At 72.9% G+C, this 23,353-nt stretch carries 20 protein-coding genes and 1 pseudogene; 6 read left to right on the top strand and 15 right to left on the bottom strand.

Going from position 1 to position 23,353, the window contains the following annotated elements:
* Positions 1-17 precede the first annotated feature (17 nt).
* The 7 genes and pseudogenes from ACQPXB_RS23660 to ACQPXB_RS23630 form a co-directional block, all read right to left on the bottom strand.
* Positions 18-623, bottom strand: a complete 606-nt coding sequence (locus ACQPXB_RS23660; protein ID WP_386945880.1) for a VOC family protein — start codon at positions 621-623, stop codon at positions 18-20.
* A gap of 96 nt (positions 624-719) precedes the next feature.
* A pseudogene (locus tag ACQPXB_RS23655) lies at positions 720-1,179 on the bottom strand (DUF6328 family protein).
* 223 nt (positions 1,180-1,402) lie between these two features.
* The gene (locus tag ACQPXB_RS23650; protein WP_432855990.1) at positions 1,403-3,127 is read right to left on the bottom strand and encodes a hydantoinase B/oxoprolinase family protein; all 1,725 of its coding nucleotides are present in this window, start codon (positions 3,125-3,127) and stop codon (positions 1,403-1,405) included.
* Positions 3,124-3,609, bottom strand: a complete 486-nt coding sequence (locus ACQPXB_RS23645; RefSeq protein ID WP_432856760.1) for a hypothetical protein — start codon at positions 3,607-3,609, stop codon at positions 3,124-3,126. Before ACQPXB_RS23645 ends, ACQPXB_RS23650 begins: the two co-directional genes overlap by 4 nt.
* Positions 3,591-5,255: a hydantoinase/oxoprolinase family protein gene (locus ACQPXB_RS23640; protein WP_432855989.1), complete on the bottom strand. Its 1,665-nt coding sequence runs from the start codon at positions 5,253-5,255 to the stop codon at positions 3,591-3,593. The genes ACQPXB_RS23645 and ACQPXB_RS23640 overlap by 19 nt, the downstream gene beginning before the upstream one ends.
* 3 nt (positions 5,256-5,258) lie before the next feature.
* Entirely contained in the window at positions 5,259-6,539 is a 1,281-nt protein-coding gene (locus ACQPXB_RS23635; protein WP_432855987.1) for an MFS transporter, read from the bottom strand.
* Positions 6,540-6,592: 53 nt separating this feature from the next.
* Positions 6,593-7,867: a lyase family protein gene (locus ACQPXB_RS23630; RefSeq protein ID WP_432855986.1), complete on the bottom strand. Its 1,275-nt coding sequence runs from the start codon at positions 7,865-7,867 to the stop codon at positions 6,593-6,595.
* 126 nt (positions 7,868-7,993) lie between these two features.
* Here ACQPXB_RS23630 and ACQPXB_RS23625 point away from each other — a divergent pair, with 126 nt between their 5' ends.
* Positions 7,994-8,761 (top strand): IclR family transcriptional regulator, encoded by a 768-nt coding sequence (locus ACQPXB_RS23625; RefSeq protein WP_386945888.1) that lies wholly within the window; start codon positions 7,994-7,996, stop codon positions 8,759-8,761.
* A gap of 97 nt (positions 8,762-8,858) precedes the next feature.
* A complete protein-coding gene (locus ACQPXB_RS23620) occupies positions 8,859-9,899 on the top strand; it encodes a dipeptidase (protein WP_432855985.1) in 1,041 nt (346 codons plus the stop codon).
* Between the two features lie 28 nt (positions 9,900-9,927).
* On the opposite strand, the gene ACQPXB_RS23615 is transcribed toward ACQPXB_RS23620, so the two are convergent.
* Both ACQPXB_RS23615 and ACQPXB_RS23610 read right to left on the bottom strand, forming a co-directional pair.
* Complete coding sequence (locus ACQPXB_RS23615) at positions 9,928-10,845, bottom strand: SDR family NAD(P)-dependent oxidoreductase (protein ID WP_432855984.1); 918 nt, start codon at positions 10,843-10,845, stop codon at positions 9,928-9,930.
* 43 nt (positions 10,846-10,888) lie between these two features.
* Positions 10,889-11,719 carry an SDR family oxidoreductase gene (locus ACQPXB_RS23610; protein WP_432855982.1) on the bottom strand — a complete coding sequence of 277 codons (831 nt, stop codon included), beginning with the start codon at positions 11,717-11,719 and terminating at the stop codon, positions 10,889-10,891.
* 130 nt (positions 11,720-11,849) lie between these two features.
* Here ACQPXB_RS23610 and ACQPXB_RS23605 point away from each other — a divergent pair, with 130 nt between their 5' ends.
* From ACQPXB_RS23605 to ACQPXB_RS23590, 4 genes are read left to right on the top strand one after another with little or no spacing between them, the layout of a single operon-like run.
* Positions 11,850-12,428, top strand: a complete 579-nt coding sequence (locus ACQPXB_RS23605) for a TetR family transcriptional regulator (RefSeq protein ID WP_432855980.1) — start codon at positions 11,850-11,852, stop codon at positions 12,426-12,428.
* 31 nt (positions 12,429-12,459) lie between these two features.
* Complete coding sequence (locus tag ACQPXB_RS23600; RefSeq protein WP_432855978.1) at positions 12,460-13,278, top strand: enoyl-CoA hydratase/isomerase family protein; 819 nt, start codon at positions 12,460-12,462, stop codon at positions 13,276-13,278.
* Positions 13,271-14,422, top strand: a complete 1,152-nt coding sequence (locus tag ACQPXB_RS23595; RefSeq protein ID WP_432855976.1) for a CoA transferase — start codon at positions 13,271-13,273, stop codon at positions 14,420-14,422. The genes ACQPXB_RS23600 and ACQPXB_RS23595 overlap by 8 nt, the downstream gene beginning before the upstream one ends.
* Entirely contained in the window at positions 14,419-16,005 is a 1,587-nt protein-coding gene (locus ACQPXB_RS23590; RefSeq protein WP_432855974.1) for a phytoene desaturase family protein, read from the top strand. Before ACQPXB_RS23595 ends, ACQPXB_RS23590 begins: the two co-directional genes overlap by 4 nt.
* A gap of 4 nt (positions 16,006-16,009) precedes the next feature.
* On the opposite strand, the gene ACQPXB_RS23585 is transcribed toward ACQPXB_RS23590, so the two are convergent.
* The 6 genes from ACQPXB_RS23585 to ACQPXB_RS23560 all read right to left on the bottom strand — a co-directional run bounded on the left by ACQPXB_RS23585 (position 16,010) and on the right by ACQPXB_RS23560 (position 23,346).
* A complete protein-coding gene (locus ACQPXB_RS23585) occupies positions 16,010-16,456 on the bottom strand; it encodes a hypothetical protein (protein WP_366587081.1) in 447 nt (148 codons plus the stop codon).
* A gap of 114 nt (positions 16,457-16,570) precedes the next feature.
* On the bottom strand, positions 16,571-18,322 hold the full coding sequence (locus tag ACQPXB_RS23580) for an ATP-dependent acyl-CoA ligase (protein WP_432855971.1): 1,752 nt from the start codon (positions 18,320-18,322) through the stop codon (positions 16,571-16,573).
* Complete coding sequence (locus ACQPXB_RS23575; RefSeq protein WP_432855968.1) at positions 18,319-19,443, bottom strand: thiolase family protein; 1,125 nt, start codon at positions 19,441-19,443, stop codon at positions 18,319-18,321. The genes ACQPXB_RS23580 and ACQPXB_RS23575 overlap by 4 nt, the downstream gene beginning before the upstream one ends.
* Entirely contained in the window at positions 19,440-20,774 is a 1,335-nt protein-coding gene (locus ACQPXB_RS23570) for an MFS transporter (protein ID WP_432855965.1), read from the bottom strand. Before ACQPXB_RS23570 ends, ACQPXB_RS23575 begins: the two co-directional genes overlap by 4 nt.
* Positions 20,775-20,866: 92 nt before the next feature.
* Entirely contained in the window at positions 20,867-21,643 is a 777-nt protein-coding gene (locus tag ACQPXB_RS23565) for an IclR family transcriptional regulator (protein WP_366587090.1), read from the bottom strand.
* 80 nt (positions 21,644-21,723) lie between these two features.
* Positions 21,724-23,346: a phytoene desaturase family protein gene (locus ACQPXB_RS23560; RefSeq protein ID WP_432855962.1), complete on the bottom strand. Its 1,623-nt coding sequence runs from the start codon at positions 23,344-23,346 to the stop codon at positions 21,724-21,726.
* Positions 23,347-23,353: the final 7 nt, after the last annotated feature.

The raw sequence follows: 23,353 nt of genomic DNA, 5'->3' as shown, positions 1-23,353 counted from the left end.
GTGGTCGTGACAAGCCCTCAGAGCGGCAGTTCCGTGCCCGCCTGCTCCGCCACCATGTACCGGCTGTACCAGTCCGGCCAGTTCGCGTCGGCCTCGCCGGTGCGTTTCTCGTGCTCACCGTGCGCCACCGACGCGCGGCGCATCGCGTCGGCCAGGTCGCTCACCGACGCGAACGACGTCTCCGCCGCGTCGACCCGCCCGGGCAGCCGGGTGGTGATCTCCTGCAGCTGCCACTGGTTCCCGTCGGGATCGGCGAACGTGGCCTGCGACCGGTAGCTGGTGCGATCCGGGTCCAGGCCGGGCTCCGGTCCCTCCGGGCCGAAGTGGAAGATCTCGCTCACGGTCACGCCGGCGGCGACCAGGGCGGCGCGCGTCGCCTCGATGTCGGAGACGACCGCGTACCCCTTCGCCGACCCGGGTTTCGCGTCCGTGAGGTTCGAACCGAACTGGACCGAGCACGGCGACCCGTGCGGGGTCAGCTGCACGACCCACGGCGGCGTCTCGTCGAGCCGCCAGCCGATTCCCGTGTAGAACGCCTTGGCCCGCTCGACATCCGCGACGGGGATCACGAGCACCTCGACCTTCATGTCGACGTTCTCGAGCCCGCTCTCCGAAGTGGTCATCCCGCCTCCCGTGGCAACGCAGGCGCCCCAGCGTAGCCGGTGCGCCCCGGAGCGGGCCCGGCATTGAAAATGTCCCCACCGATCGGGTTCGGCCGCTCACCCGCGTTTGAGCGAACGCGGCATGACACCCCAGAAGACGACGAACAGCAAGAACGCGAAGCCGGCCACGCCGAACATCGCCGCCGCACCGTAGACGACCTTCGCGATGAGCGCGACCGTCACCGTGATGGCCAGCGCCAGGCACGCCAGCCCGGCGACCACCACGCGGTTGCCCACGGCCACGATGTGCTCGCGGCTGCCCGTCCGGAACAGCAGCCGGTGCCAGGCCGCGGGCGCGGTCAGCAACGCCGTCGCCGCCACCGCGAGCACGACGGCCGCCATGTGCAGGCCCTTCTCGAACCCGCTCGCCTCGCGGAACAGGGACGTGAACACCACCGAAAGCAGGAACCCGAAGAGGATCTGCACCCCCGGCCTGGGCCACGCGCAGCTCCTGGAGGAGCTCGTTCACATTCCGCCCGAGCTTCTCGTCGCGGGTCTCGCCGGAGTGCTCCGTCACCTGTCCGAGTGTAAGCAGGACCGGCGAAGACGGCAGCGCACGCCAAAGTTTCACCGGCGGCGGAAGGGGTAGTCGAATTTCAGGCGCGGCTCGCGGTCCCAGCCAAGCCGCGCCGACCGGGCGTCGCCGGTCCACGAGGTCGGCGACGCCCTTCCACCTGCCCGGAGAACGCGGGATTCCCGCACCGTCCACATCGGCCGGTGCAGGAATTCCCGTTACCCCGTCAGGGAATCTCGCTCCCGCCCGGGCTCGTGCGCCGGGTCGCGGTGAGCGCCTCCAGGTCCACCGTCACGCCGTACACGTCGAGTGCCTCCTCCACGGAGAGCAGCTCGTCCCGCACGTCGCGCAGCACCGCCTCGACCGGACGGTCCACAGGGGACCCGTGCCCACCGCCGCCGGCCGTGCGGAGGGTGACCGTGGGTGCACCGGCGTCGAACGGCAGCGCCCCCAGCCGGGCCGAGGTCTCGGACACCGGCACGGCAATGCCGTCGATCCGTGCCTCGGTCGGCTGGGCCGCGAGGCCGCCCGCGAGGCCGAACGGCGGGTGGCTCTGCTGGTGACACCCGGCCGCCAGGGTGAGCCCGCTGCCCGCCCGCGGCGGCCGCAGCGTGACCACCTGCCCGTGCCCGCCCCGGAACCGGCCCGCGCCGGCCGTCCCCGGTGCCAGTTCCTTCCGCCCGATCCGCGCCCCGGTGGTGGTTTCGTAGATCTCGACCGGGATGCTCGACGAGCTCGTCGGGTAGCAGATCGCGTCGACCCCGTCGCCGCCGTGGCCCGCGCCCAAGCCGCCGCCGGTGAAGGCGAGCGAGCTGACGGCGACGTCGTGCGCACCGGTGCCGATGAGCCGCAGGCTGCTCTTGAACCCGCCCGCCGCCGGGATCCGCTCGGGCAGCACGCCCGCGAGCGCGCCCTGCACCAGCGGGATGACGTGCCAGCCGACCTTGGTCCGGTCGTTCACCGACGCCGGGTGCACGGGGTTGAGCACCGAGCCGGACGGCGCCTGCACCCGCACCGGGCGGAACAGGCCCTGGTTGCTCGGGATCTGCGGGGTCAGCAGGCAGTTCAGCGCGTACGTGGTGCGCGCGGTCGTGAACGTCAGCGTCGAGTTGATCCCGCCGTGGGGGTGCTGCGGCGGCACGCGCACGTAGTCGACCAGCAGGTCACTCCCGGACACGACCAGCTCGACCCCGAGCGTCAGCTCGCCGTCCAGCTCGTCGAACGTCAGCTCGAACGGGTAGGTGCCGTCCGGAATGGACTCGATGGTCACGCGCATCGCCTTCTCCGCGCGGGACTGCACGGCGTCGGACAGCTGCTGCAGGTCGTCGAGGCCGTACTCGTCGAGCAGGTCGACGGTGTGGGTGGCGGCCACGGAGTTCGCGGTCACGATCGCGTTGATGTCGCCGATCACCAGCTCCGGCGTGCGCACACTCCCCCGCAGCGTGGAGAACACCGCGTCGTTGCGCACACCCGCGTCGTACAGCTTCAGCGGCGGGAAGTACACGCCCTCCTCGTAGACGCTGCGGGCCTCGGACTGGTTGAGCAGGCCGCCGATGTCGCTCACGTGCGCGATGGACCCCGCGAACCCGACCACACGGCCGCGCTTGAAGAACGGCGTCACCACGGCCACGTCCGGCAGGTGCCCGGCGCCGATCCACGGGTCGTTGGTGAACAGCACGTCGCCCTCGCGCAGCGTTTCGGCGGGGAACGTCTCCAGCAGCGCCGCCGTGAGGTGCGGCAGGGTGAGGTTGAACGTCGGGTTGCTGGTCACGGCGTGGGCGACGGACCAGGCGCGGGCGTCCATGATCTCGCAGCCGAGGTCGTTGCCGGTGGACACGACGGTGCTGAACGCGGTGCGCCGCAGCACCGTCTGCATCTCGTCGGCCAGCGTCACGAGCCGGCCCCACACCACTTCGAGCGTGATCGGGTCATCGAAGACGGATCGGTTCACAGCTGCGCCTCCGTTCGGGTGACCACCAGGTTGCGGTACTCGTCGACCACGGCCGTGCTGCCGGGCGCGACCAGCACCGTGGACTCGCGTTCCTCGACCAGCGCCGGACCCGCCACGGTCATCCCCGGCACCAGCGGGTACCGGTCGTACACGGGGGTGTCCACAAAGGAACCGAGCTCGATCCAGTACGCCGGGCGAGTGTGCTTCGGCACCGGATCCTCGCCGGCACCGGCGCTGCGCCGTTCGACTGCGACCTCGGCGAGCCGGCCGCTCGCCACCACACGCCACGTCATGACCTCCACGGGGATGTCGTCGTGCGCGTGGCCGTAGAGATCGGTGTAGGCCTTGAGGAACCGCGTACGGACCTCGTCGCGGCACGACGCGTCGAGCTCACCGGCCGGCAGCGGCACGGAGATCTCGTTGATCTGCCCGGCGAACCGCGCCGACACCTGGCGTTCGAGCGTCACGTCCGCGCGGGCCACCCCGGCCTCGGCGACCACGTCGCGGCCCTGCTCCTCCAGCTCGGTGACGAGCCGGCCGACGGCGTCCCAGTCGGTGGTGTCGAGCAGCTGCGGCTGCGAGCGCGAGAACTCGAACGACACCGGCGCCACGAGGAACCCGATCGCCGAGAGCACCCCGGCGGCCAGCGGGTAGAGGATCCGCTCGTTGCCGAGCAGCCGGGCCACCGACGCGGCGTGGATCGGGCCGCTCCCCCGGACGCGAGCAGCGCGTAGGACCGCGGGTCGCCCCCGCGTTCGACGATGTGCAGCTTCGCCGCGGCGGCCATGTTCTCCACCACGAGCTGGTGGATGCCCCACGCCGCCTCCGTGCGGGAGACGCCGAGCGGCGCGGCGACGTGCTCGTCGATCGCGCGTTCGGCGGCCGCCCGGTCGAGGGTCATTTCGCCGCCGAGGAAGCTCGCGGGGTCGAGGTAGCCGAGCACGAGGGCGGCGTCGGTGACCGTCGGCAGAGTGCCGCCGAGGCCGTAGCAGGCGGGGCCGGGCGCGGCGCCCGCCGACTGGGGACCGACCTTGAGCAGGCCGAGCTCGTCGATCCACGCGATGCTGCCACCGCCGGCGCCGATCTCCAGCATCTCCACGGACGGGAACTGGATCGGCAGACCGGAGCCCTTCTTGAAGCGGTGCACCCGCGCGACTTCCAGCTGGTGCGAGATCGCAGGCCGGCCGTCCTCGATGAGGCAGATCTTCGCGGTGGTGCCGCCCATGTCGAACGCGATGAGGTCGCGCTCGCCGCACAGGCCGCCGTAGTGCGCCGCGCCGATCGCGCCGCCCGCCGGCCCGGACTCGATGAGCCGCACGGGCAGCTCGGACACGGTCTCCACCGTCGCGATCCCGCCCGAGGACAGCATCAGGTAGAGCCGGCCGCGGTAGCCGGTCTCGGCGAACGCCGTGGCCAGCGTGCGCAGGTACTCCCGGGTCAGCGGGCGCACGAAGGCGTTGGCCACGGTCGTGCTGGTGCGTTCGTACTCGCGGATCTCGGGCGCGACCTCGCTGGAGACGGAGATGTCGGCCTCGGGCCACAGCTTGCGCACCAGGTCCGCCGCCGCGCGCTCGTTCTCGGGGTTGCGGTAGGAGTGCAGGAACGAGATGGCGACGCTGGAGAGCTCCGGCGCGCCCGGATCGCCGCGGCGGTCTTTCGCATCCTCCTCCCGGATCCGCGCCAGCGCCGCGGCCACGTCGGCTTCGCGGACTTCGGCGACGATCTCACCGGTGTGCTCGGTCCGTTCGCCGATCTCGCGCCGCAGGTAGCGCGGCACGAGCGGTTCGGGAAAGCGCAGGGCCAGGTCGTAGATGTCGTAGCGCTGCTCGGTGCGCAGCGCCAGTGTGTCGCGGAAGCCCTCGGTGGTCAGCAGCGCGACCTTGGCGCCCTTGCGTTCGATCAGCGCGTTGGTCACCAGGGTGGTCCCGTGGATGACGTTGGTCAGCGCCTCGGCGCCGACGCCCGCGCGTTCCAGCAAGGTCCGGGAGCCGTGCAGCGAGGCGCGGGACGGGTCGTCCGGGGTGGTGAGGCACTTGAAGATCTCGAGTGCGCCCGTCTCGGTGTCGAGCAGGGCGAAGTCGGTGAACGTGCCGCCGATGTCGAAGGCCAGCCGGTAGGTGGGTGCCACGGGTCAGGATTCCTTTCGCTGGCCGGTCAGGGGCCGGGCGCCGGTTTCGATGGCGAAGCCGCGGCTTTCGGGGATGCCCTTGACGAGGAACGGGAGCGCGATCACGGCGATCAGCACGCCGTAGAGGGCGGGCAGGAGCTTGCCGCCGGCGTCGAGCAGCACGGCGTCGAGCAGCGGCGCGGTACCGGCGAACACGGCGTAGGAGAAGGTGTAGGCGATCGAGCCGGCGGAGTAGCGGACCTCCGGCGGAAAGACCTCGGCGTTGGTCACGTTGCCCGCGGCCTGCACGCCGGCGACCGGGATGACCAGCAGCGCCTGCGCCACGCAGACCAGCGGCAGGTTCCCGCCCGCGATCAGCAGGTAGGCCGGCACGGTGAGGACGGGGATCGCGACGGCCGCGGTGATCATCACCGGCTTGCGGCCCACCCGGTCGGTGAGGGCGCCGAACCCGACGCAGGACACGGCGAACGTGACGAACGCGAAGAGGCTGATCCACAGGGCCGTGGTCGAGGACAGGCCCGCGACCTTGGTCATGTACGTGGGCATGTAGCCGAGCAGGGTGTGGAAGCCGATGCCGACGAGTGCGTAGAAGACGATCAGCACGCCGATCGTGCGGCCGTGGCGGCGAAGCGTCTCCCGGAACGAGACGGCCGCCTTCTCCCGCGTCCGCAGGTGCACGCCGGTTTCGGCCAGGCGCAGCCGCAGGTAGATCCCGCCGCACGCGAGCACCCCGCCCGCGACGAACGGCCAGCGCCAGCCGCCGGAGGCGTAGAAGTCCTCGTTCAGGCGGAACAGCAGCACCACCAGGGTCGCGATGGCCGTGCCGACGCTGCCGAAGCACAGCACGATGTTCACGTACAGGCCGCGTTTCCCGGCCGGTGCGGACTCGGCGGCGTAGGTCGCGGCGCCGTTCAGCTCGCTCGCCGCCGCGAAGCCCTGCACGAGACGGCAGAGTGTGAGCAGCAGCGGCGCGGCGAAGCCGATCGTCGCGTACGGCGGGATCACGCCGATGAGCGCGGTGGACAGTCCCATCAGGACCAGGGAGACGGCGAGCGCGGTGCGGCGGCCGTGGCGGTCGCCGACGCGGCCCATCACCACGCCGCCGATCGGGCGGGCGAAGAAGGACACGCCGTAGATCGCCAGCGTGCCGAGCAGCGCCGCGGTCGGGTTGGTGCCCGGGAAGAACTGGGTGGCGATGATCGCGGTCGAGAACCCGTAGAGCGCGAAGTCGAACCACTCCACGAAGGTGCCGACCGACAACGCGAAAGTGGTCTTCGCGCTCATTCTCGCCACTGGAGCCGGCTCGGTGGCGCCGGATTCGGTGCGTGCCATCGGTTTCATGAGGACTCTCCTGCGGAGGCGGAGGTGGCCGCGCCGACGGCGGTGCGATAGCCCGCCGTGGTCGCGAGGGTCACGTACTCGTCGAGTGCGCCGGCGGCGTTGCGCGCCACGGCTTCCTCGTCCCACTGCAGCCGGGCCACGCACTTCTCGCGGAAGATCGTGGCCGCGGCGGCGAGGTCCTCGAACGCGCCGACGAGCGCGTCGAGGACCACCGGTTCCATCACGTTCAGCTCGAGCTCGCCGGCGTCGGCGGCCGCGTCGACGGTCGCGGCGGCCCCGCGGACGCGGAAACCGAACTGCAGCACCAGTTCCGGCACGACGGGGTTGACCTTGCCCGGCATGATCGACGAGCCCGCCTGCAGCTCCGGCAGCCGCACCTCGCCGAAGCCGCCGACCGGGCCGGACGAGAGCAGCCGCAGATCGCGGGCGATCTTGCCGAGCACGCCGGACGCGCGGACGAGCGCGGCGGCGACGGTGGCGTAGGCGTCGAGGTGGGCCAGGGCGTCGAAGTAGTCCTCGGCCGGTTTCAGGGAGCGTCCGGACAGGTCGGCGAGGTGGCGCACGGCCAGCTCCGCGTAGCCGGCGGGGCTGCCGATACCGGTGCCGACGGCCGTGGCGCCGAGGGGGACTTCCGCCAGGGCAGCCACTGCTTGGGCCACGGCGTCACGCGTGCGGCGGATCGCGTGGGCGTGGCCGCGGTGGGTCTGGGCGACGGTGAGCAGGACCGCGTCCTGCAGGCAGGTGCGGCCCAAGCGCACCAGCGCGCCCTGGTCGGCGGCCAGGGCGTCGAACGCGTCGGCGAGCCGGCCGAGTGCCGTCGTGACGGGTTCGGCCAGCTCGGTCAGGGCGAGCGCCATCGCGGTGGGGTAGGTGTCGTTCGTGGACTGCGAGCGGTTGACGTGGTCGTTGGGGTGCACCGAAAGCGGCTCCCCCGACTCGCGCAGCAGCTGCTCGGCGCGGGCGGCGAGGACCTCGTTCACGTTCATGTTGGTCGACGTCCCGCCGCCGCCCTGTACGAGCGTGAGCGGGAACTGGTCGCGGTGGTGCCCCACGCCGACCTCGTCCGCGGCGTGTGCGATGGCGTCGGCGCGCGCGGCGTCGAGCACCCCCAGCTCCGCGTTGGCGCGCGCGGCGGCGGCCTTGACCTGGGCGTACGCGGTGAGGAACGCCGGCACGTCGGCCAGGTGCCGGCCGTGGGCCGGGAGGTGGGCGAGCGCCTTGCGGGTCTGCTCGCCGAACAGTGCGGCCCCGGACGGGGCGGTGATGGACATGGCCGGGGAGTCTGCGATCCGCGGCCCGTCCGAGGCCATCGGTGTTGCCGCGAGAGCACTCTGAATCGTCTCAGTGTGCTCTGGTGGCTACTTGTGTAGCGCTCACAGCACCACTACCGTCGGGGCATGGCCGAAAACTCCGACACCTCGACCGTCGGCCGCGTGGCCGCCGTGCTCCGCACCCTCGGCGAGGACGAGCGTCACCCCGAGCTGTCCGGGGCCGAGATCGCCCGCCGCGTGGGCCGGGAGCGCAGCCAGATCTCGCGGATGCTCAAGGCGCTGGCCGCCCACGGGCTCGTGGAGCAGAACCCCGAGACGCGGGGTTACCGGCTCGGCTGGCAGCTGCACGTGCTCGCGGCGCGCGCCGGCGACCAGCGCCTGCTCGGCAGCGGCACGGCCGTGCTGCGCGCGGTGGTGGCCGAGACGGGCGAAAGCGCGCTGCTGTCGATCCTGCAGGGCGACCAGTCGTTCACGATCCTGCGCGAGCGGTCGCCGCACACCGTGCAGGCCGGCGGCTGGGTCGGGCGCACCTCTCCGCTGCACGTGACCGCGTCGGGCCGCGCGCTGATCCTCGACCACGAGGACGACGACATCCGCGCGCTGCTCGCGCGCACGCCGCCGGGCGAGTTCGGCCCGCGCGCGCTGCGCAGCGTCTCCGAGGTGCTCGAACGGCTGCACCACGAGCGCCAGGAGAGCTGCACCGTGGCGATCGACGAGCTGGAGGGCGGGCTGCTGTCGGTCGGCGCGCCGGTGCGGGACGCGACCGGGCGGATCATCGCGTCGCTCAACGTGTCAGCCCCGACGAGCCGCGCGCTGGACCGCCTCGCCGAGCTCAGCGCGACGACCAAGGTCGCCGCACGCCGGCTCAGCGCCATCATGAGCCGCGCGTCGTGATGGCCGTGCTGTCAGAGCAGCACCACGTGACGGCACAGCCACCGCCCGCCTAGACTCGCCGGCGATTCCACTGTGGACCGTCGAGGGAGTGCCTGTCATGACCGAAGCAGCCGCCCTGCACCACGACGCCGTCGTCGCGGACGCGCACAACGACCTGCTGATGCTCTGCTCGCGCCACCCCGCCGGGCGGCAGGCCGAGTACTTCCGTCGCGTCTGGCTGCCGCAGCTGCGCGCCGGCGGCGTCGACCTCCAGGTGCTGCCGGTGTTCCTCGAACCCGAGTTCCGTCCCGAAGGCGCGCTGCGCCAGACGCTGCGGATGATCGAGACCGCGTGGCGCGTCGAAGCCGGCAACCGCGACGCCGTGCGGATGTGCCTCACGGGCGACGACATCCGCGAAACCCTCGCCGGCGGCCGGATCGCGCTGGTCCTGGCACTGGAAGGCTGCGAAGCCGTCGGCCTCGACGTCGGCCTGTTCGAGACGTTGCACCGGCTCGGCGTGCGGATGGCGTCGTTCACGCACTTCGGGCGCACGATGCTCGCCGACGGCTCGGCCGAGGACGACACGGGCGGCCGCCTCACGGGCGCGGGCGTGGACGCCGTGGCGGTGTGCGAGGAGCTGGGCATCATGCTCGACGTCTCCCACCTCGGCGCCGCGTCCACCGACCACCTGCTGGAGCTCGCCACCCGGCCGCTCGTCGCGTCGCACTCCTCGGCCTTCGCGGTGCGCGCCCACCACCGCAACCTCACCGACGCCCGCCTGCGCGCGATCGCCGGCGCCGGTGGCGTCGTCGGGATCAACGTGCTGGCCCAGTTCGTCGACGAGCGCGAGCACACCGTCGCCCGCGTCGCCGACCACATCGAGCACGCCGCGGACGTCGTCGGCGTCGCCCACGTCGGCCTCGGCCCCGACTTCATCAAGGAGGTCTCCGACAGCCTCCGCCGCGCCGACGAGCGCTCCTGGGACGACCGCACGGCCCGCGAGTTCGTGCCCGGGCTCGAAGGCCCCGCCGGACTCCCCCGCATCACCGCCGAGCTGCAGCGCCGCGGCTGGGCCGAGCCCGACGTGCGCCAGGTGCTCGGGCTCAGCTTCCACGACCTGTTCCTGAAGGAGCTCGGCGTCCCGGGAGCCGCTCGCTAGCCCGCACAGTCCACTGTGGTCAGTTCGGTCAGCCGAGCATTCGCACCGTTTCGTCCCACAAGCGCGCCGCCAGGGCCGGGTCGATCGCGTACGGCGCGACGCCGCTGGCGCCCGGCACCGGGTTCGGCTGGACCGGCGCGACGGCGTTGTCCTCGAAGTACCGGCCGGTGATCCCGGCGACGAGCGGCGAACCCGCGAGCAGCACCGACGTCGACGCACCCTGCTCGGGGGTCTTCCAGCCCGGCGGGACGGCGAGGACGTGGCCCTGGTCGTCGGTGGCGCCGACGAAGCCGAGCTGGGCTTCGTCGAGGTGGCGCTGCAGGTTGGTCATGATGCCGCCCGGGTGCAGCGCGTTGACGGTGATGCCGTCGGCTGCCCAGCGTTCGGCGAGCGCGACGGTGAACAGGATCATCGCCGTCTTCGAGCGGGCGTAAGCGGTCCACGCTTCATAGGGCGTGCGCTCGAAGTGCGGGTCGGCGAAGTCCACCGGGGACATGAGGTGGGCCGAGGACGCGACGTTGACCACGCGGGCACCGCCGGCCCGGGTGAGGGCGTCGTACAGGCCGAGGGTCAGCGCGGCCGGGCCGAGGTGGTTCACGGTGAACTGGCGCTCCCACCCGTCGGCGGTGCGGGTGAGCTCGGGCAGCGCCATGACCCCGGCGTTGTTGACGAGGATGTGCAGCGGCCCGTCCCACGCGGCGGTGAACGCGGCGATGCTCGCGCGGTCGGCCAGGTCGAGCCGTACGGCGGGCAGGTCTTCGACAGCCTGGGGGTCGCGGACGGCGACGGTCACGTCGGCACCGGCCGCCGCCAGGGCTCGCGCCGTGACGAGCCCGATGCCGGACGCGCCCCCGGTGACGACGGCGCGGCGGCCGGTGAGGTCGACGCCGTCGAGCACCTCGGCAGCCGTGGACGAAGCGGTGAACGGCAGTGCGGTGTCAGTCATTTTCGGCTCTCTTCGCTCTTCCCGGCACCCTCGTGCCGGGCTCTCAACGGGGGAAATCGGTGCTGCGGGCCACTTTCTCGCCCGCTTCCAGCTCGGCGAGGCGCGTGGTCAGCGCGGCGCGGATCGCTTCGAAGGCGTCGCTGCCGAGGGCGAGGCGACGCGGGGCCGGGGTGACGTCGGCGGAGTCGATCACGGCCTTCGCGACCCGGGCCGGGTCGCCCGGGGCGTCGCCGGTGAGGTTGCCGGCGCCTTCGAGGTACCGGCGGATCTGCCCGACGGGCGTGCTCGCGTAGCCGTCGAGCGGTTCGGCGACGGTCATCGCCGCGCCGAAGCCGGTGCGGACGGTACCGGGCTCAACCATCGTGATGCCGACGCCGAACGGCGCCACCTCGCCGATCACGGACTCCAGGAAGCCCTCCACCCCCCACTTCGACGCGTGGTACAGGCTGCCGCCGGGGCTGGAGAGGTGGGCGCCCATCGTGGACGTCTGGACGAACCGCCCGCCACCCTGCGCGCGCAGGTGCGGCAGCACGGCGCGGAACAGCTGGATCGGTGCGAGGGTGTTGAGCTCGAGCTGCCGCTCGATCACCTCGTCCGACAGCTCCTCGGCCGCGCCGAACGCCGCGGCGCCGGCGTTGGAGAAGACCACGTCGATGCGCCCGAGCTCCGCGAACGCCTGCTCGACCACGGCCCGCAGCCGCACCGTGTCGGTCACGTCCAGCCGCGCGGTCCACAGCAGATCCGCGGGCCCCAGGCCGGCCAGCGTCTCCGGCCGGCGCGCCGTGGCGGCCACGCGGTGTCCCCGTGCCAGCAGCTGCTCGGTGACCGCCCGGCCGATGCCGCTCGACGCGCCCGTGACGAACCAGGTGACCATGGCGTACCCCTCGATAGTTCCAACTGGTTGGTTTAATCTGCGTTCAAGTCTAAACCAACTGGATGGTTTAAAACCTAGCCACGGTCGCGGCCGATTGTCAACCAGCCAGTTGGTTTATTACGCTGGCCCCATGACGTACGACTCGGACGCCACCCGCGCCCGCCTGCTGGAGGCGGCCCACGACGAGTTCGTCGAGCGCGGCCTCGCCGGTGCCCGGGTCGACCGCATCGCGGCCGCCGCCTCGGCCAACAAGCAGGCCATCTACGCCTACTACGGCTCCAAGAACGCCCTCTTCGACGCCGTTCTCGACGCCCGGCTGGGCGTGCTCGCCGACCTGGTCCCCTTCACGCCCGACGACCTGCCCGGCTACGTCGGCGCCTTGTTCGACTACCTCGTCGCCGAGCCGGCGGTGATGCGGCTCATGCAGTGGAAGGCGCTGGAGCGCCCCGACGCGTCGGCCGCGGAGGTGCGCGCCCACGTCGACAAGGCCGCGGAGATCTCCGCCGAGCACGGCGTCGACGAGGAGGAGGGCATCGACGTCCTCATGCTCACCCTCGCGCTCGCGCAGTCCTGGAACCTCACCCCGCCGGAGATCCGCTCCCCCGGTGGCCACGCGTCGGCCGCCCGGCTCAAGCGCCACCGCGAGGCGGTGTTGCGCGCGACCGCGGCCGTCGTGGCCGAGCTCCTGGGCGCCGACGGTGCAGACTGAGCCCTGATCACCCACGAGCGGAGGGAGCGGCATGAGCCGGTACGCGCGTTTCGAGCACCTGAGGGTCGACGGGCCGGACGAGGACGGCGTGGTCGAGCTGGTGCTGGACGGGCCGAACCTCAACGCCGTGAGCAAAGCCGCACACGGCGACCTGGCCGAGATCTGGCGCGAGTTCGACCGCGATCCCGCGGTGAACGCGGTGCTGCTGCGCGGCGAGGGCATGGGGTTCTCGGCCGGCGGCTCGTTCGACCTGGTCGAGAAACTGACCACCGACTTCGAGGCCCGCTCGCGCACGATGCGGGAGGCGCGGGACCTCGTCTACAACATCATCGACTGCTCGAAGCCGATCGTCTCGGCGATCCACGGCCCGGCCGTCGGCGCGGGCCTGGTGGCCGGCGTGCTCGCGGACGTGTCGGTGGTCGCCAAGACCGCGAAGATCGTCGACGGGCACACGCGGCTCGGTGTCGCGGCCGGGGACCACGCGGCGATCTGCTGGCCGCTGCTGTGCGGGATGGCGAAAGCCAAGTACTACCTGATGACCTGCCGGCCGATGACCGGCGAGGAGGCCGAGCGGATCGGCCTCGTTTCGCTGTGCGTGGACGAAGAGGCGGAGCTGCTGCCGACCGCGCGCGACCTGGCCCGGGAGCTGGCCCTCGGCGCGCCGAACGCGATCCGGTGGACGAAGCAGAGCCTCAACGCGTGGTACCGGCAGATCGCGGGCGCGATCTTCGACTCCTCGCTGGCGCTGGAGTTCTACGGGTTCGCCGGGCCGGAGGTGCGCGAAGGCCTGGCGTCGCACCGGGAACGCCGCAAGCCCGACTTCACCGGCCGGGGCGGTGCGGATGCCTGAGGCGCTGCTCGACGGGCTGCGGGTGGTCGAGATCTCCAGCTACGTCGCCACTCCCCTGTGCGGCATGACCCTGGCCCAGCTGGGCGCCGACGTCGTGCGCGTCGAGCCGCCGGGCGGCGCGCCCGACCGCACGCGCTGGCCGCTGGCCGGCTCGGGCACGAGCCTGTACTGGACCGGGCTCAACAAGGGAAAACGCGCGATCACAGTGGACTTCGCGTCCGAAGTGGACCGGCAGCGGCTGGCGGAGCTGATCGTCCACGGTGGACCGTGCGTGGTCGTCACCAACACCGCCCGGCATCCCGAGCTCACGCACGCCGCGCTGTCCGCCCGGCGTCCCGACGTGATCCACGCGCTGCTGGAAGGCCGCTCCGACGGCGGCGCCGCCGTGGACTACACCGTCCAGGCGGCCACGGGGTTCCCGCTCGTCACCGGCCCGGCCGACGTGCCCGGGCCGGTGAACCACGTCCTGCCCGCGTGGGACCTCGCCGCCGGCCTGTACCTCGCGACGGGCCTGCTCGCCGCCGAGCGCCGCCGCCTGCGGACCGGCCGGGGCGCGTCGTTGCGCGTCGCGCTGGAGGACGTCGCCCTCGCCACCGCGGGCAACCTCGGCTACCTCGCCGAAGCCCAGGTCACCGACCACGAGCGCACCAAGTCCGGCAACGACATCCACGGCACCTACGGCCGTGACTTCACCACGGCCGACGGGGTGGCGGTCGTGGTCGTCGTCCTGACCGAACGCCACTGGACAAAGCTGCTGGCCGCCACGGGCCTCACCGCCGCCTTTGCCGCGCTGAGCGAGTCCCTTGCGATCGACTTCTCCGGCGAAGCGGCCCGCTTCGAACACCGCGACCTGATCTCGGCGCTGCTCGCCCGCTGGTTCGCCACCACGCCGTACGCCGACGCCGCCAAGGCCCTCGACGCCCACCGCGTCCTGTGGCAGCGCTACCGCACCTTCGCCGAGATCGGCCGCGACCCGGCGCTGGCGGACGACGATCTCTTCGCGCCCCTCGACCAGCCTGGCGTCGGCCCGCACCTGGCACCGAAGTCCCCCCTCGTCGTCGACGGCACGCGTGCTGATCCGAGCCCGGCGCCGTCGGTCGGGGAGCACACCGCGGAGGTCTTCGGAACGGAGCCGGACCGTTGAGCACCTACGACGCGATCGTCATCGGCGGTGGGCACAACGGGCTCGTCGCGGCGCTGTACCTCGCGAAGGCCGGGTGGTCCGTGGCCGTCGTGGAGCGCAACGGCAGCGTGGGCGGGGCGATCGCGAGCGGGGAGGTGACGCTGCCGGGGTTCGAGCACGACCTGTACTCGACGAACCAGAACCTGTTCCTCGGTTCCGGCGCGTACGCCGACTTCGGCGCCGACCTCACGCGGCTCGGCCTGAAGTTCCGGGTCACGCGCCGGCCCTACGCCAACGTCTTCCCCGGCGGGCGGAGCCTGCGCGTCCACCACGACCACGCGACGACGCTCGAAGGCCTCGCCGCGCATTCGCCGGCGGACGCCGACGGGTTCGCGCGCCTGTACGCGGTGTACCAGCGGTTCGCGCCGCACCTGTTCGCGCTCTACGGCTCGGCGCTGCCGTCGAAAGCGGCCGTCCTGGAGGTCGCGCGGCTGGCCCGCAAGCAAGGGGTCAGCGGTGCGCTCGACCTGGCCCGGACACTGCTGATGAGCACCCGCGAGCTCGGCGAAACCTGGTTCGCGACCCGCGAAGCCCAGGCGATGGCCGCGTGCTGGGGCCTGCACCTCGACTTCGCGCCGGACGTGAGCGGGGGCGCGATGTTCCCGCTGCTGGAGCTGTTCGCCGACCTCGACAACGGCATGTCCGTCGTCGAAGGCGGAGCGCGGCGGCTCCCGGAAGCGCTCGCCGCGCTGCTGGTCGAGCACGGCGGCGAAGTCCACACAGGACTCGAAGTCGACGGGGTGCTGCGCGAGAACGGCCGGGCCGTCGGCGTACGGACGGCGGACGGCACGCGGTTGCGGGCGCGGCGCGCGGTCGTGGCCAACGTGGGGCCACGGGCGTTGTACGGGAAGCTGCTCGACGACGTCCCCGAAGACCTCCGGCGCAAGGCGGAGAACTTCAGCTACGGCCCCGCCACGCTCATGCTCCACCTCGCCCTCGACGGCCCTCTCCCCTGGGCCGCCGGCGAAGACCTCGCCGAGTTCGGTTACGTCCACGCCGCGCCCTACGTCGACGACCTCGCCCGGACCTACACCGAGGCCCAGGCCGGCCTCCTGCCTGCCGACCCGCTGCTGGTCGTCGGCCAGACCACGGCCGTCGACCCGACGCGGGCGCCGGCCGGAAAGCACGTCGCGTGGCTGCAGGTCCGCACCGTGCCGTCGATGATCCGCGGCGACGCGGCCGGCACGATCAGCGCGACGACCTGGCCCGAAGCGGCCGAGCCGATGGCCGAACGCGTGCTCGCGAAGCTCGAGCGGTACGCACCGGGGGCGTCGGCCCGGATCGCGAGGTACGCCGTGCACACGCCCCAGGACCTGGAAGCGGCCAACCCGAACCTCGTCGGCGGCGACAGCGCCGGCGGCAGCCACCACCTGCCGCAGAACTTCCTGTTCCGCCCGCTCGGCTGGGGCCACCACGGCTACCGCACCGCCGTCGACGGCCTCTACCTCACGGGCGCGGCGACCTGGCCGGGCGCCGGCACCAACGCGACGTCCGGCCGGCTCGCCGCCCAGCGCGTGCTCCGGGACGCGAAGCGCCGCCGCTGACGGTTCACGCGCGGTCCTTGTTCACCACGCGCAGCACCAGCCACTGGTCGAACCAGGCCCCCACGGTCGTCACCACGAGCATGACCAGGCCGAGGATCAGGTGGGTGTAGCTGTGCAGCGGCGCGACGCTGTCGGTCAGCCGCGTCAGGGCGAGCTGCACCAGCAGCCGCGCCACGAACAGCGTCGCCACCAGGCCCATCGCCTGTTTGCGGCGCCACACCGCGCGCAGCAGCTGCCGGCGCCGCGCCAGCATCGTGGACCACAGCACCAGGTGGACCGCCACCACGACGAGCGGCAGCAGCGCCACCCACGGGTACCGGTCCTGGAACTGCACGGTGAGGTCCCCGCTCGCAGCGAGCAGACCCACGAGCGCGAAGTACCACGCCGGCAGCCCGGTGATCCGGCCCTGCGGCAGCTGCTGTGTCTCGGGGATGAAGTCCGTCTTCAGCATCGGGTTCTCCTTCGTGTGCCGATGCGTCGAGACTCCCGGAACCGGCCCCGGCGAAGATCGACCGCGCGAACGAACCTCGGCGGCCACCTCATACCTCCGGACGAGACGCGCGGTTCACCGCCGGAGCCGGTAGCCCGCCGCCTCGCGGTCCCACGTGCCGTCGGTGACTCCGCGGGCGCGCAGGGCGGCTTTGCGCACCTTGCCGTTCTCGGTCAGGGGCAGCGAGTCCACGAGGTCGACGTACCGCGGGATCGCGAAGTACGACAGCCGTGGTTCGCACCACTGGACGAGCTGCAGCGGCGTCACCTCCGCGCGGGTCACGACCGCGGCCATCACCTCGTCCTCGGCCAGCTCCGACGGCACGGCGAACGCCGCGACGGCCGCGACGGCGGGGTGTTCGCCCAGGACCTGCTCGACCTCCAGCGACGAGATGTTCTCGCCCCGGCGGCGGATGCTGTCCTTCACGCGGTCGACGAACCGCAGCCGGCCGGTGCCGTCGCGCACCACGCGGTCGCCCGTGTGGAACCAGAGGTCGTGCCAGGACGCGGCGGTCGCGGCGGGGTTGCCGAAGTAGCCGGTGGCGAAGGCGTACGGCAGGCGTGAGCGGCACAGCAGCTCCCCCGCCTCGCCGTCGGGGGCGTCGAGCCCGGCGGCGTCGACCACGCGCGCCTCGTAGTCCGGCAGCACCACGCCCATCCAGCCCGGCCGCTGGGCCGACGCGTGGGCGCCGACCATCATGTTGGTCTCGGTCGACGCGTAGCCCTCGATCAGCCGCACGCCGAAGCGCGCGTGGAACCGCTCGTGGGACACGGGCGGGGTCGCCGGTGCCAGGGCGATCCGCACCCGGTGCCGGCTGTCCACTTCGGACTCGGGCGCGGCCAGGAGCATCTGCACCATGGCGCCGAGGACGTAGGTCACCGTCGCCCCGCACGCGGCCGCCTCGGCCCAGTAGCGCGACACGGAGAACTTCGCGCCGAACACGATCCGCGCGCCGGTCAGCAGGGCCTGGAAGAACGCGGTGAGCGCGTTGATGTGGAACAGCGGCAGGCACGTGTAGAGCACGTCGTCCGCGCCGAGCTCCAGGCATTCGCCGACTCCGACGCCGAACCAGAAGAACTGCGCGTGCGGGCAGCACACGCCCTTGGGCAGGCCCGTGGTGCCGGAGGTGTACAGAATGGCCAGCGTGTCGCCCGGCGCGGCGTCGACCGGCGGCACGGCGTCGGCGAGCGCGGGGTGGTCCGGGCCGTCGAGCACCCAGACCTGCGCGAGCGTCTCGGGCACGTCGAGGTGCTCCAGCGCGGTGACGAGGTGCGGCTCGGCGACGAGCACGCGCGCGCCGGAGTCGGCCAGCGTGTGCCGCAGGCCCGCGCCTCGCAGGGCGGTGTTCAGCGGTACGGCGATCGCCCCGAGCCACGCGCAGCCGAGCACGATTTCCAGCAGCTCCAACCGGTTCCCGCACAGCAGCGCGACCCGGTCCCCGGCCACGACCCCGCGGCGCTGGAGCATCCCCGCCGCCCGCGCGGCGCGGTCCGCGGTGTCCCGGTAGGTCCACGTGACCTCGCCGCAGACGACCAGCGGCCGGTCCCCGTACAGCTCGGCCTGCCGGGTCAGCAGCTTCGGCACGGTGCACGCGCCGGGCCACAGCGCCCGCAGAGACTCCGAGCGGTCCGGCAGCCGGTGGGCGGCCGGCACCCACGCCGTGCCGGGGCCTTCCGGTGCCGCCGTCACGCGGACCTCGGCACCCGGTTCCTCGGCACCCTCGAGCCGGCCGACGACCACGGCCCCGGCGCTGGTGCGCAACGTCGCCACCCGGACGCCGTTCGCCTCGGTCACCTGCTCGACCCGTGCGGTCGGCGTTTCCGTCATCGTTTCCCCTCCAGGATCGTGGCGTTGGCGCAGGCGCCGTAGCGGTGCAGGACCATCCCGTAGCCGGTCACGAGCGCGTGCCGGGCTGGCACCTGCCGCTCGCCCGCACGGCCGAGCAGCTGCCGCACGGCCTCGACGAGCCCGTGCAGCCCGGCGGCGGCTCCCGCCTGTCCGGCCGAGAGCTGGCCGCCCGACGGGTTCAGCGGCCAGTGGTCGACGGCGAGCCGCTCGTGCAGCAGCCGGCCCGGATCCGGTGCGAGCCCGAGGTCCTGCAGCTGCGCCAGGGCCATCACCGGGTAGTCGTCGTAGACGCAGGCGAGGCCGACGTCGGCCGGCTCGAGCCCCGCGTCCGCCCACAGCCGGCCGGCGATCAGGTGGTGGCCGGTGTGCAGCCCGTCGCCCTGCTGTCCGTCGTGGTTGTGACTCGCCCCGAACGCGCGCACCTCGGCCCGGGCGCCCCGTCCGGCGGCGGTGACGACCACGGCGTCGGCGCCCGTAACCACCGGCACGCAGTCGTAGCGGCGCAGCGGCGGAGCGACGACGGGCGCCGCCAGGTACTCGTCGAGCCCGAGCGGCGCGCGGTAGACGGCGCCGGGGTTGCGGCCGGCCCACCACCGCTGCGAGATCGGCACCTGCGCGTAGTCCTTCTCCGTCAGGCCCGTGGCCCGCATGTGCCGCTGGGTGAGCATGGCGAACAGCGCGTTCGGCCCCGCAAGGCCCAGGGGCGTCAGGGTTTCCGCGGTGGCGCGGTTGTAGTTCGCGACCAGTGCGCGGAACGCCGCGCGGTCGAGGTGGTCGCCCGCGACCAGGACCACCGTCCGGGCATCCCCGGCCTCGACCGCCCGCACCGCGTGCTGCAGGAGGTTGAGCCCGCTCGCGCCGCCGTGCGGGTCTTCCATGAGCCAGCGCAGCCGCAGCCCGAGCCGCCACGCCAGGTCGATCGCGTGGTCGGGCGCGAGGGTGAAGCTGGCGACGCCGAGCCCGTCGACATCGTCCGGCTGCAGAGCGGCTTCGCGCAGGACCCCGTGGAACGCGGCGGTGAGCACCTGCTCGGTGGTCGTCCCCGGACCCGCGTGGCGGGTGTAGGGGTGTTCGTACGCGGCGACGACGGCGGCGGTCATCGGGCGAGCTCACTCGACCGCGCGGGCTCGGGTTGCCCGATGGCGTCCAGGTCGCGGGCCCGCGTTTCCGGCGCCCACGCGAGCGCGGCGACCGTCAGCAGCCCCAGCAACCCGAGGTAGGCGGCGACCGGCCACCACGAACCGCTCCACGCGAGGAGCACCGTCGCGATGAGCGGCGACAGGCCGCCGGCGAGGACCGACGCGAGCTCGTGGCCGAGCGCGACCCCGCTGTAGCGCACGCCGCTGCCGAACAGCTCGCTGAAGAAGCTCGCCTGCGCGCCGATCATCGCGCCGTGGCACGCGGCGTTGGCCACCACGATGGCCAGCCACACCAGCCAGGTCTCCCGGGTGTGCAGCAGCGCGAAAAACGGGGCGGCCCACACGATCATCGCGATCGCGCCGCCGAGGTACACCGGCCGGCGGCCCACCCGGTCGGTCAGGGCTCCCCACAACGGCATCGCGATCGCTTCGAGCAGTTCGCCGAGGATCACCCCGACCAGCGTCACCCACTGCGGAATGCCGATCTGGCCCGCGTAGGTGAGCACGAAGACCAGGAAGATGTAGCTGCCGCCGTTCTCCGCGAGGCGGGCGCCGAAGGACACCACGACGGCGCGCGGGTGCTTGCGGATCGCGGCGAGCACGGGGAACCGCTCGGTCTCGTGGCGCCGCTGAACCCGGGCGAACGACTGCGTCTCCAGCACGTTCATCCGGATCACCAGCCCGACGACCATGAGCACGACCCCGACGAGGAACGGGATCCGCCAGCCCCACGACTGGAACGCCTCCGCGCTCGTGGTCCCGCTCAGCAGCGCGAACACCGCGGCGCTGAGCACGAACCCGATGCTGACGCCGCTCTGGCCCAGCGCGCTCTGCATGCCGCGCCGTTTCGGATCGGCGTTCTCGCTGATCAGCAGCACACCGCCGCCCCACTCGCCGCCGACCGCGATGCCCTGGACGATCCGCAGCACGGTCAGCAGGATCGGGGCCCACAGGCCGATCTGCTGGTACGTCGGCAGCACGCCGACCAGCGCCGTCGTGAGGCCCATCAACGTCAATGTCGTCACGAGCATCGCGCGCCGGCCGATGCGGTCGCCGAAGTGGCCGAAGACGATGCCGCCGATGGGCCGCGCGGCGAAGCCGAGCGCGTAGGTGCCGAACGCGGCGATCGTGCCGGCGATCGGGTCCACGGCCGGGAAAAAGAGCTTGTTGAACACGATCGCGGCGGCGGTGCCGTAGAGGAAGAAGTCGTACCACTCCAGGGCATTGCCGACCAGGCCCGCCAGCACGACGCGGCGCATCGACTGCCGCGGTGGGTGAAGAGAGTCCGGCATTGGTCCTCCTCGGGTGCCGGGACGGCGCGCGTCCCGATGGGGAGCGGCCATGGTGCTCCGGCGCCACGGCGGGCAGAAGGGCAACGGTCCAGTCAGCGGAACGCTTGTGCCTGGGCGCCGCGGAGCCTGCGGGTCAGGGCGGTGCAGGCGAGCCGCAGCGCCGCGGAGAACCGGCCGATGTCCAGCCGGTCGCCCGGGGCCACGATGCTCAGCGCCGCGACCACCGTCGCGTCGGACCAGACCGGGGCCGCGATGGCGCCGTAGCCCGGAGCCGGCTCGATGTGCGACACGGCGTAGCCGCGGCGGCGGATCTCGGCGAGCTCGGCCCGCAACCGGGGCTCGTCGAGCGGCGGCTGCGTTTCGGGACCGGTCGTGGCACAGAGTTCGTCGACGCGCTCGGGCGGCCCGAACGCGAGAATCGCCTTGCCCGAAGCCGCCGAGTGCGGGGGAACGCGGCCGTCGAGCTGCGTGACGACGCGGCCTCGGCCCCGGCTGCCGACGTACTTCTCGGTGAACAGCATCCCGCCCTGGCCGGGCACGACCAGCAGCACGGTCTCCTGCGTGACGTGCGCCAGATCGTCGAGGAACGGCGCGGCGACCACGCGCAGCGAACGGTGCGCGGGCGCGCGCTGGCCGAGTTCGTACAGCCATGTGCCGAGGCGGTAGCGGTGCCCGTCGCGTTCCAGCAGCTCGCATTCGACAAGCTCCTGCACGAGCCGGTGCACCGTCGCCTTCGGCAGGCCGCTGCGGCGGGCAAGCTCGCTGATCCCGAGCGCGGACGAGCTCGCGTCGAACGACCGCAGGATCGCCCGCGCGCGGCGCAACACCGCCTTCGCGGGCGCGGTCCCGGAGGGTTCACTGCCCGCCATGCCGCCTCCCCGCCTGCCGCCGTGATCGCTGATGCCAGGTCGGTTTCCCGGCCGTCGCACCCGTCGCCACGGGCCACTGTTCAGGAGCGCGAGCCCCTGAGCCACGACGTCAGCGTGGCCTTCGCCGTCTCCGCGCGCGACGGGTTCGTGAGGCTCTGGGCGACGAGGTGGCCGGAGCCGCCGCCGAGGCCGGCGCCCGGGTGCGTCGACGCGCCGATGTGCCACAGGCCCGGCACCGGAGTGCGGTGGTGGGCGGCGCTGGGCAGCGGGCGCCAGAGGAAGCTCTGGTCGACTTCGGCGGCGCCGCCGTACGGATCGCCGGCGACGGCGTTGACGTTCGCCGCTTCGAGATCGGGCGGGGTGATCACGTCCACGGCCAGCACTTTCTCCCGCAGCCCGGGCGCGTGCCGCGCGATCCGGTCCAGCACGCGGTCGGCGTAGGCGGTGGCGAGCCGGGGCGTCCAGCCGCCGGTGACGTCGAGCTCGCCCGCCGCGTCGCCGACCGGGGCGAACGGCGTTTCCTGCAGCTGCAGCCACAACGCGCCCGCGCCCGCGGGCACGCGCGACGGGTCGAGCAGGTACTGCTGGCCGACCACGATCGTCGGGCGGTCCGGCAGCAGGCCGGCTTCCGCCTGGGCGCAGGCGATGCCGGTGCTGGCGGAGCCGTCGGAGACGTGGACGAGCGGGATTTCGCGCAGCCGCTCGTCACGCCAGTCCAGCGGCGCGGAGAGAGCGACGTGGATCTGCAGCTCCGCGCGGCCGTAACGGAACCGCCGGGCCTCGTCGGTGACCTGCTCGGGCACGGACCCGGCCGGCAGCAGCTCGCCGTACAGCGCCGTCGGCGTCACCGACGCGACGACCGCCCGCGTGGCCCGCAGCGTCTCGCCGCCGGCCACGACTCCGACCGCGCGTCCGCCCTCGACGAGGATGCGCTCGACCGGCGCACCCGTGCGGATCTCCACGCCCCGGGCTTCGAGCAGCGACCGGAACGCCTCGACGAACCGCCCGGCCCCGCCCTCGACCACGGGCAGGCCGAACCCGTGCATGGTGGCGGCCAGCACGGGCACGAGGAAACCGCCCGAAGCCTGGTCGGGCGCGAGGCCCGCGTGCAGGAGCCACGGGATCCACAGGTGGTCGACCTCGGAGCCGGTGAACTCCCGCGCGCACCACGAACGGCCGCTGCTCACGAAGTCGCGCAGCCAGCGTTCGGTGCCCGCGCGGCCGAGGCCACGGGCGAGCCCGCCGACGTGCTTGAACAGCAGAGGCGAGCGCAGCTCCGAGCCCATCAGCCCGCCGACCGGGCCGGCGTGGTCCAGGAAGTCCTGCAACGCCTTGAGGTACCGCGCGCGGTCCTCGGCGTGCGCGAACCCGGCCGCGGTCTGTTCGGGATCGCGGTGCGCGACCACGGCGTGGCCGTTGTCGCCGATGCTCGCGACGAGCGGGCCGTCGGCGTTGCGGTAGACCAGCCCGTGCCGGTGCAGCTCCTCCCCCAGCGCCGCGTAGGCCCCGCCCGAGACGAACAGCGGGTGCCAGGAGGAGAACGTGTCGTGCACGTAGCCCGGCAGCGTGCGTTCCTCGCTCGCGATGAACCCGCCGAGCCGGTCGTTGCGCTCCACGAGCGTCACCGACCAGCCGGCGCCGGCCAGCTCGGCCGCCGCGACCAGGCCGTTGACGCCACTGCCGATCACGATCGCGTCCGGCATCCGCTTC

The organism is Amycolatopsis sp. CA-161197 (assembly GCF_050942255.1).
GTDB lineage: Bacteria > Actinomycetota > Actinomycetes > Mycobacteriales > Pseudonocardiaceae > Amycolatopsis.
Note: the sequence above shows the minus strand (reverse complement) of the source record. Positions and strands in the feature narration are given on the sequence as shown.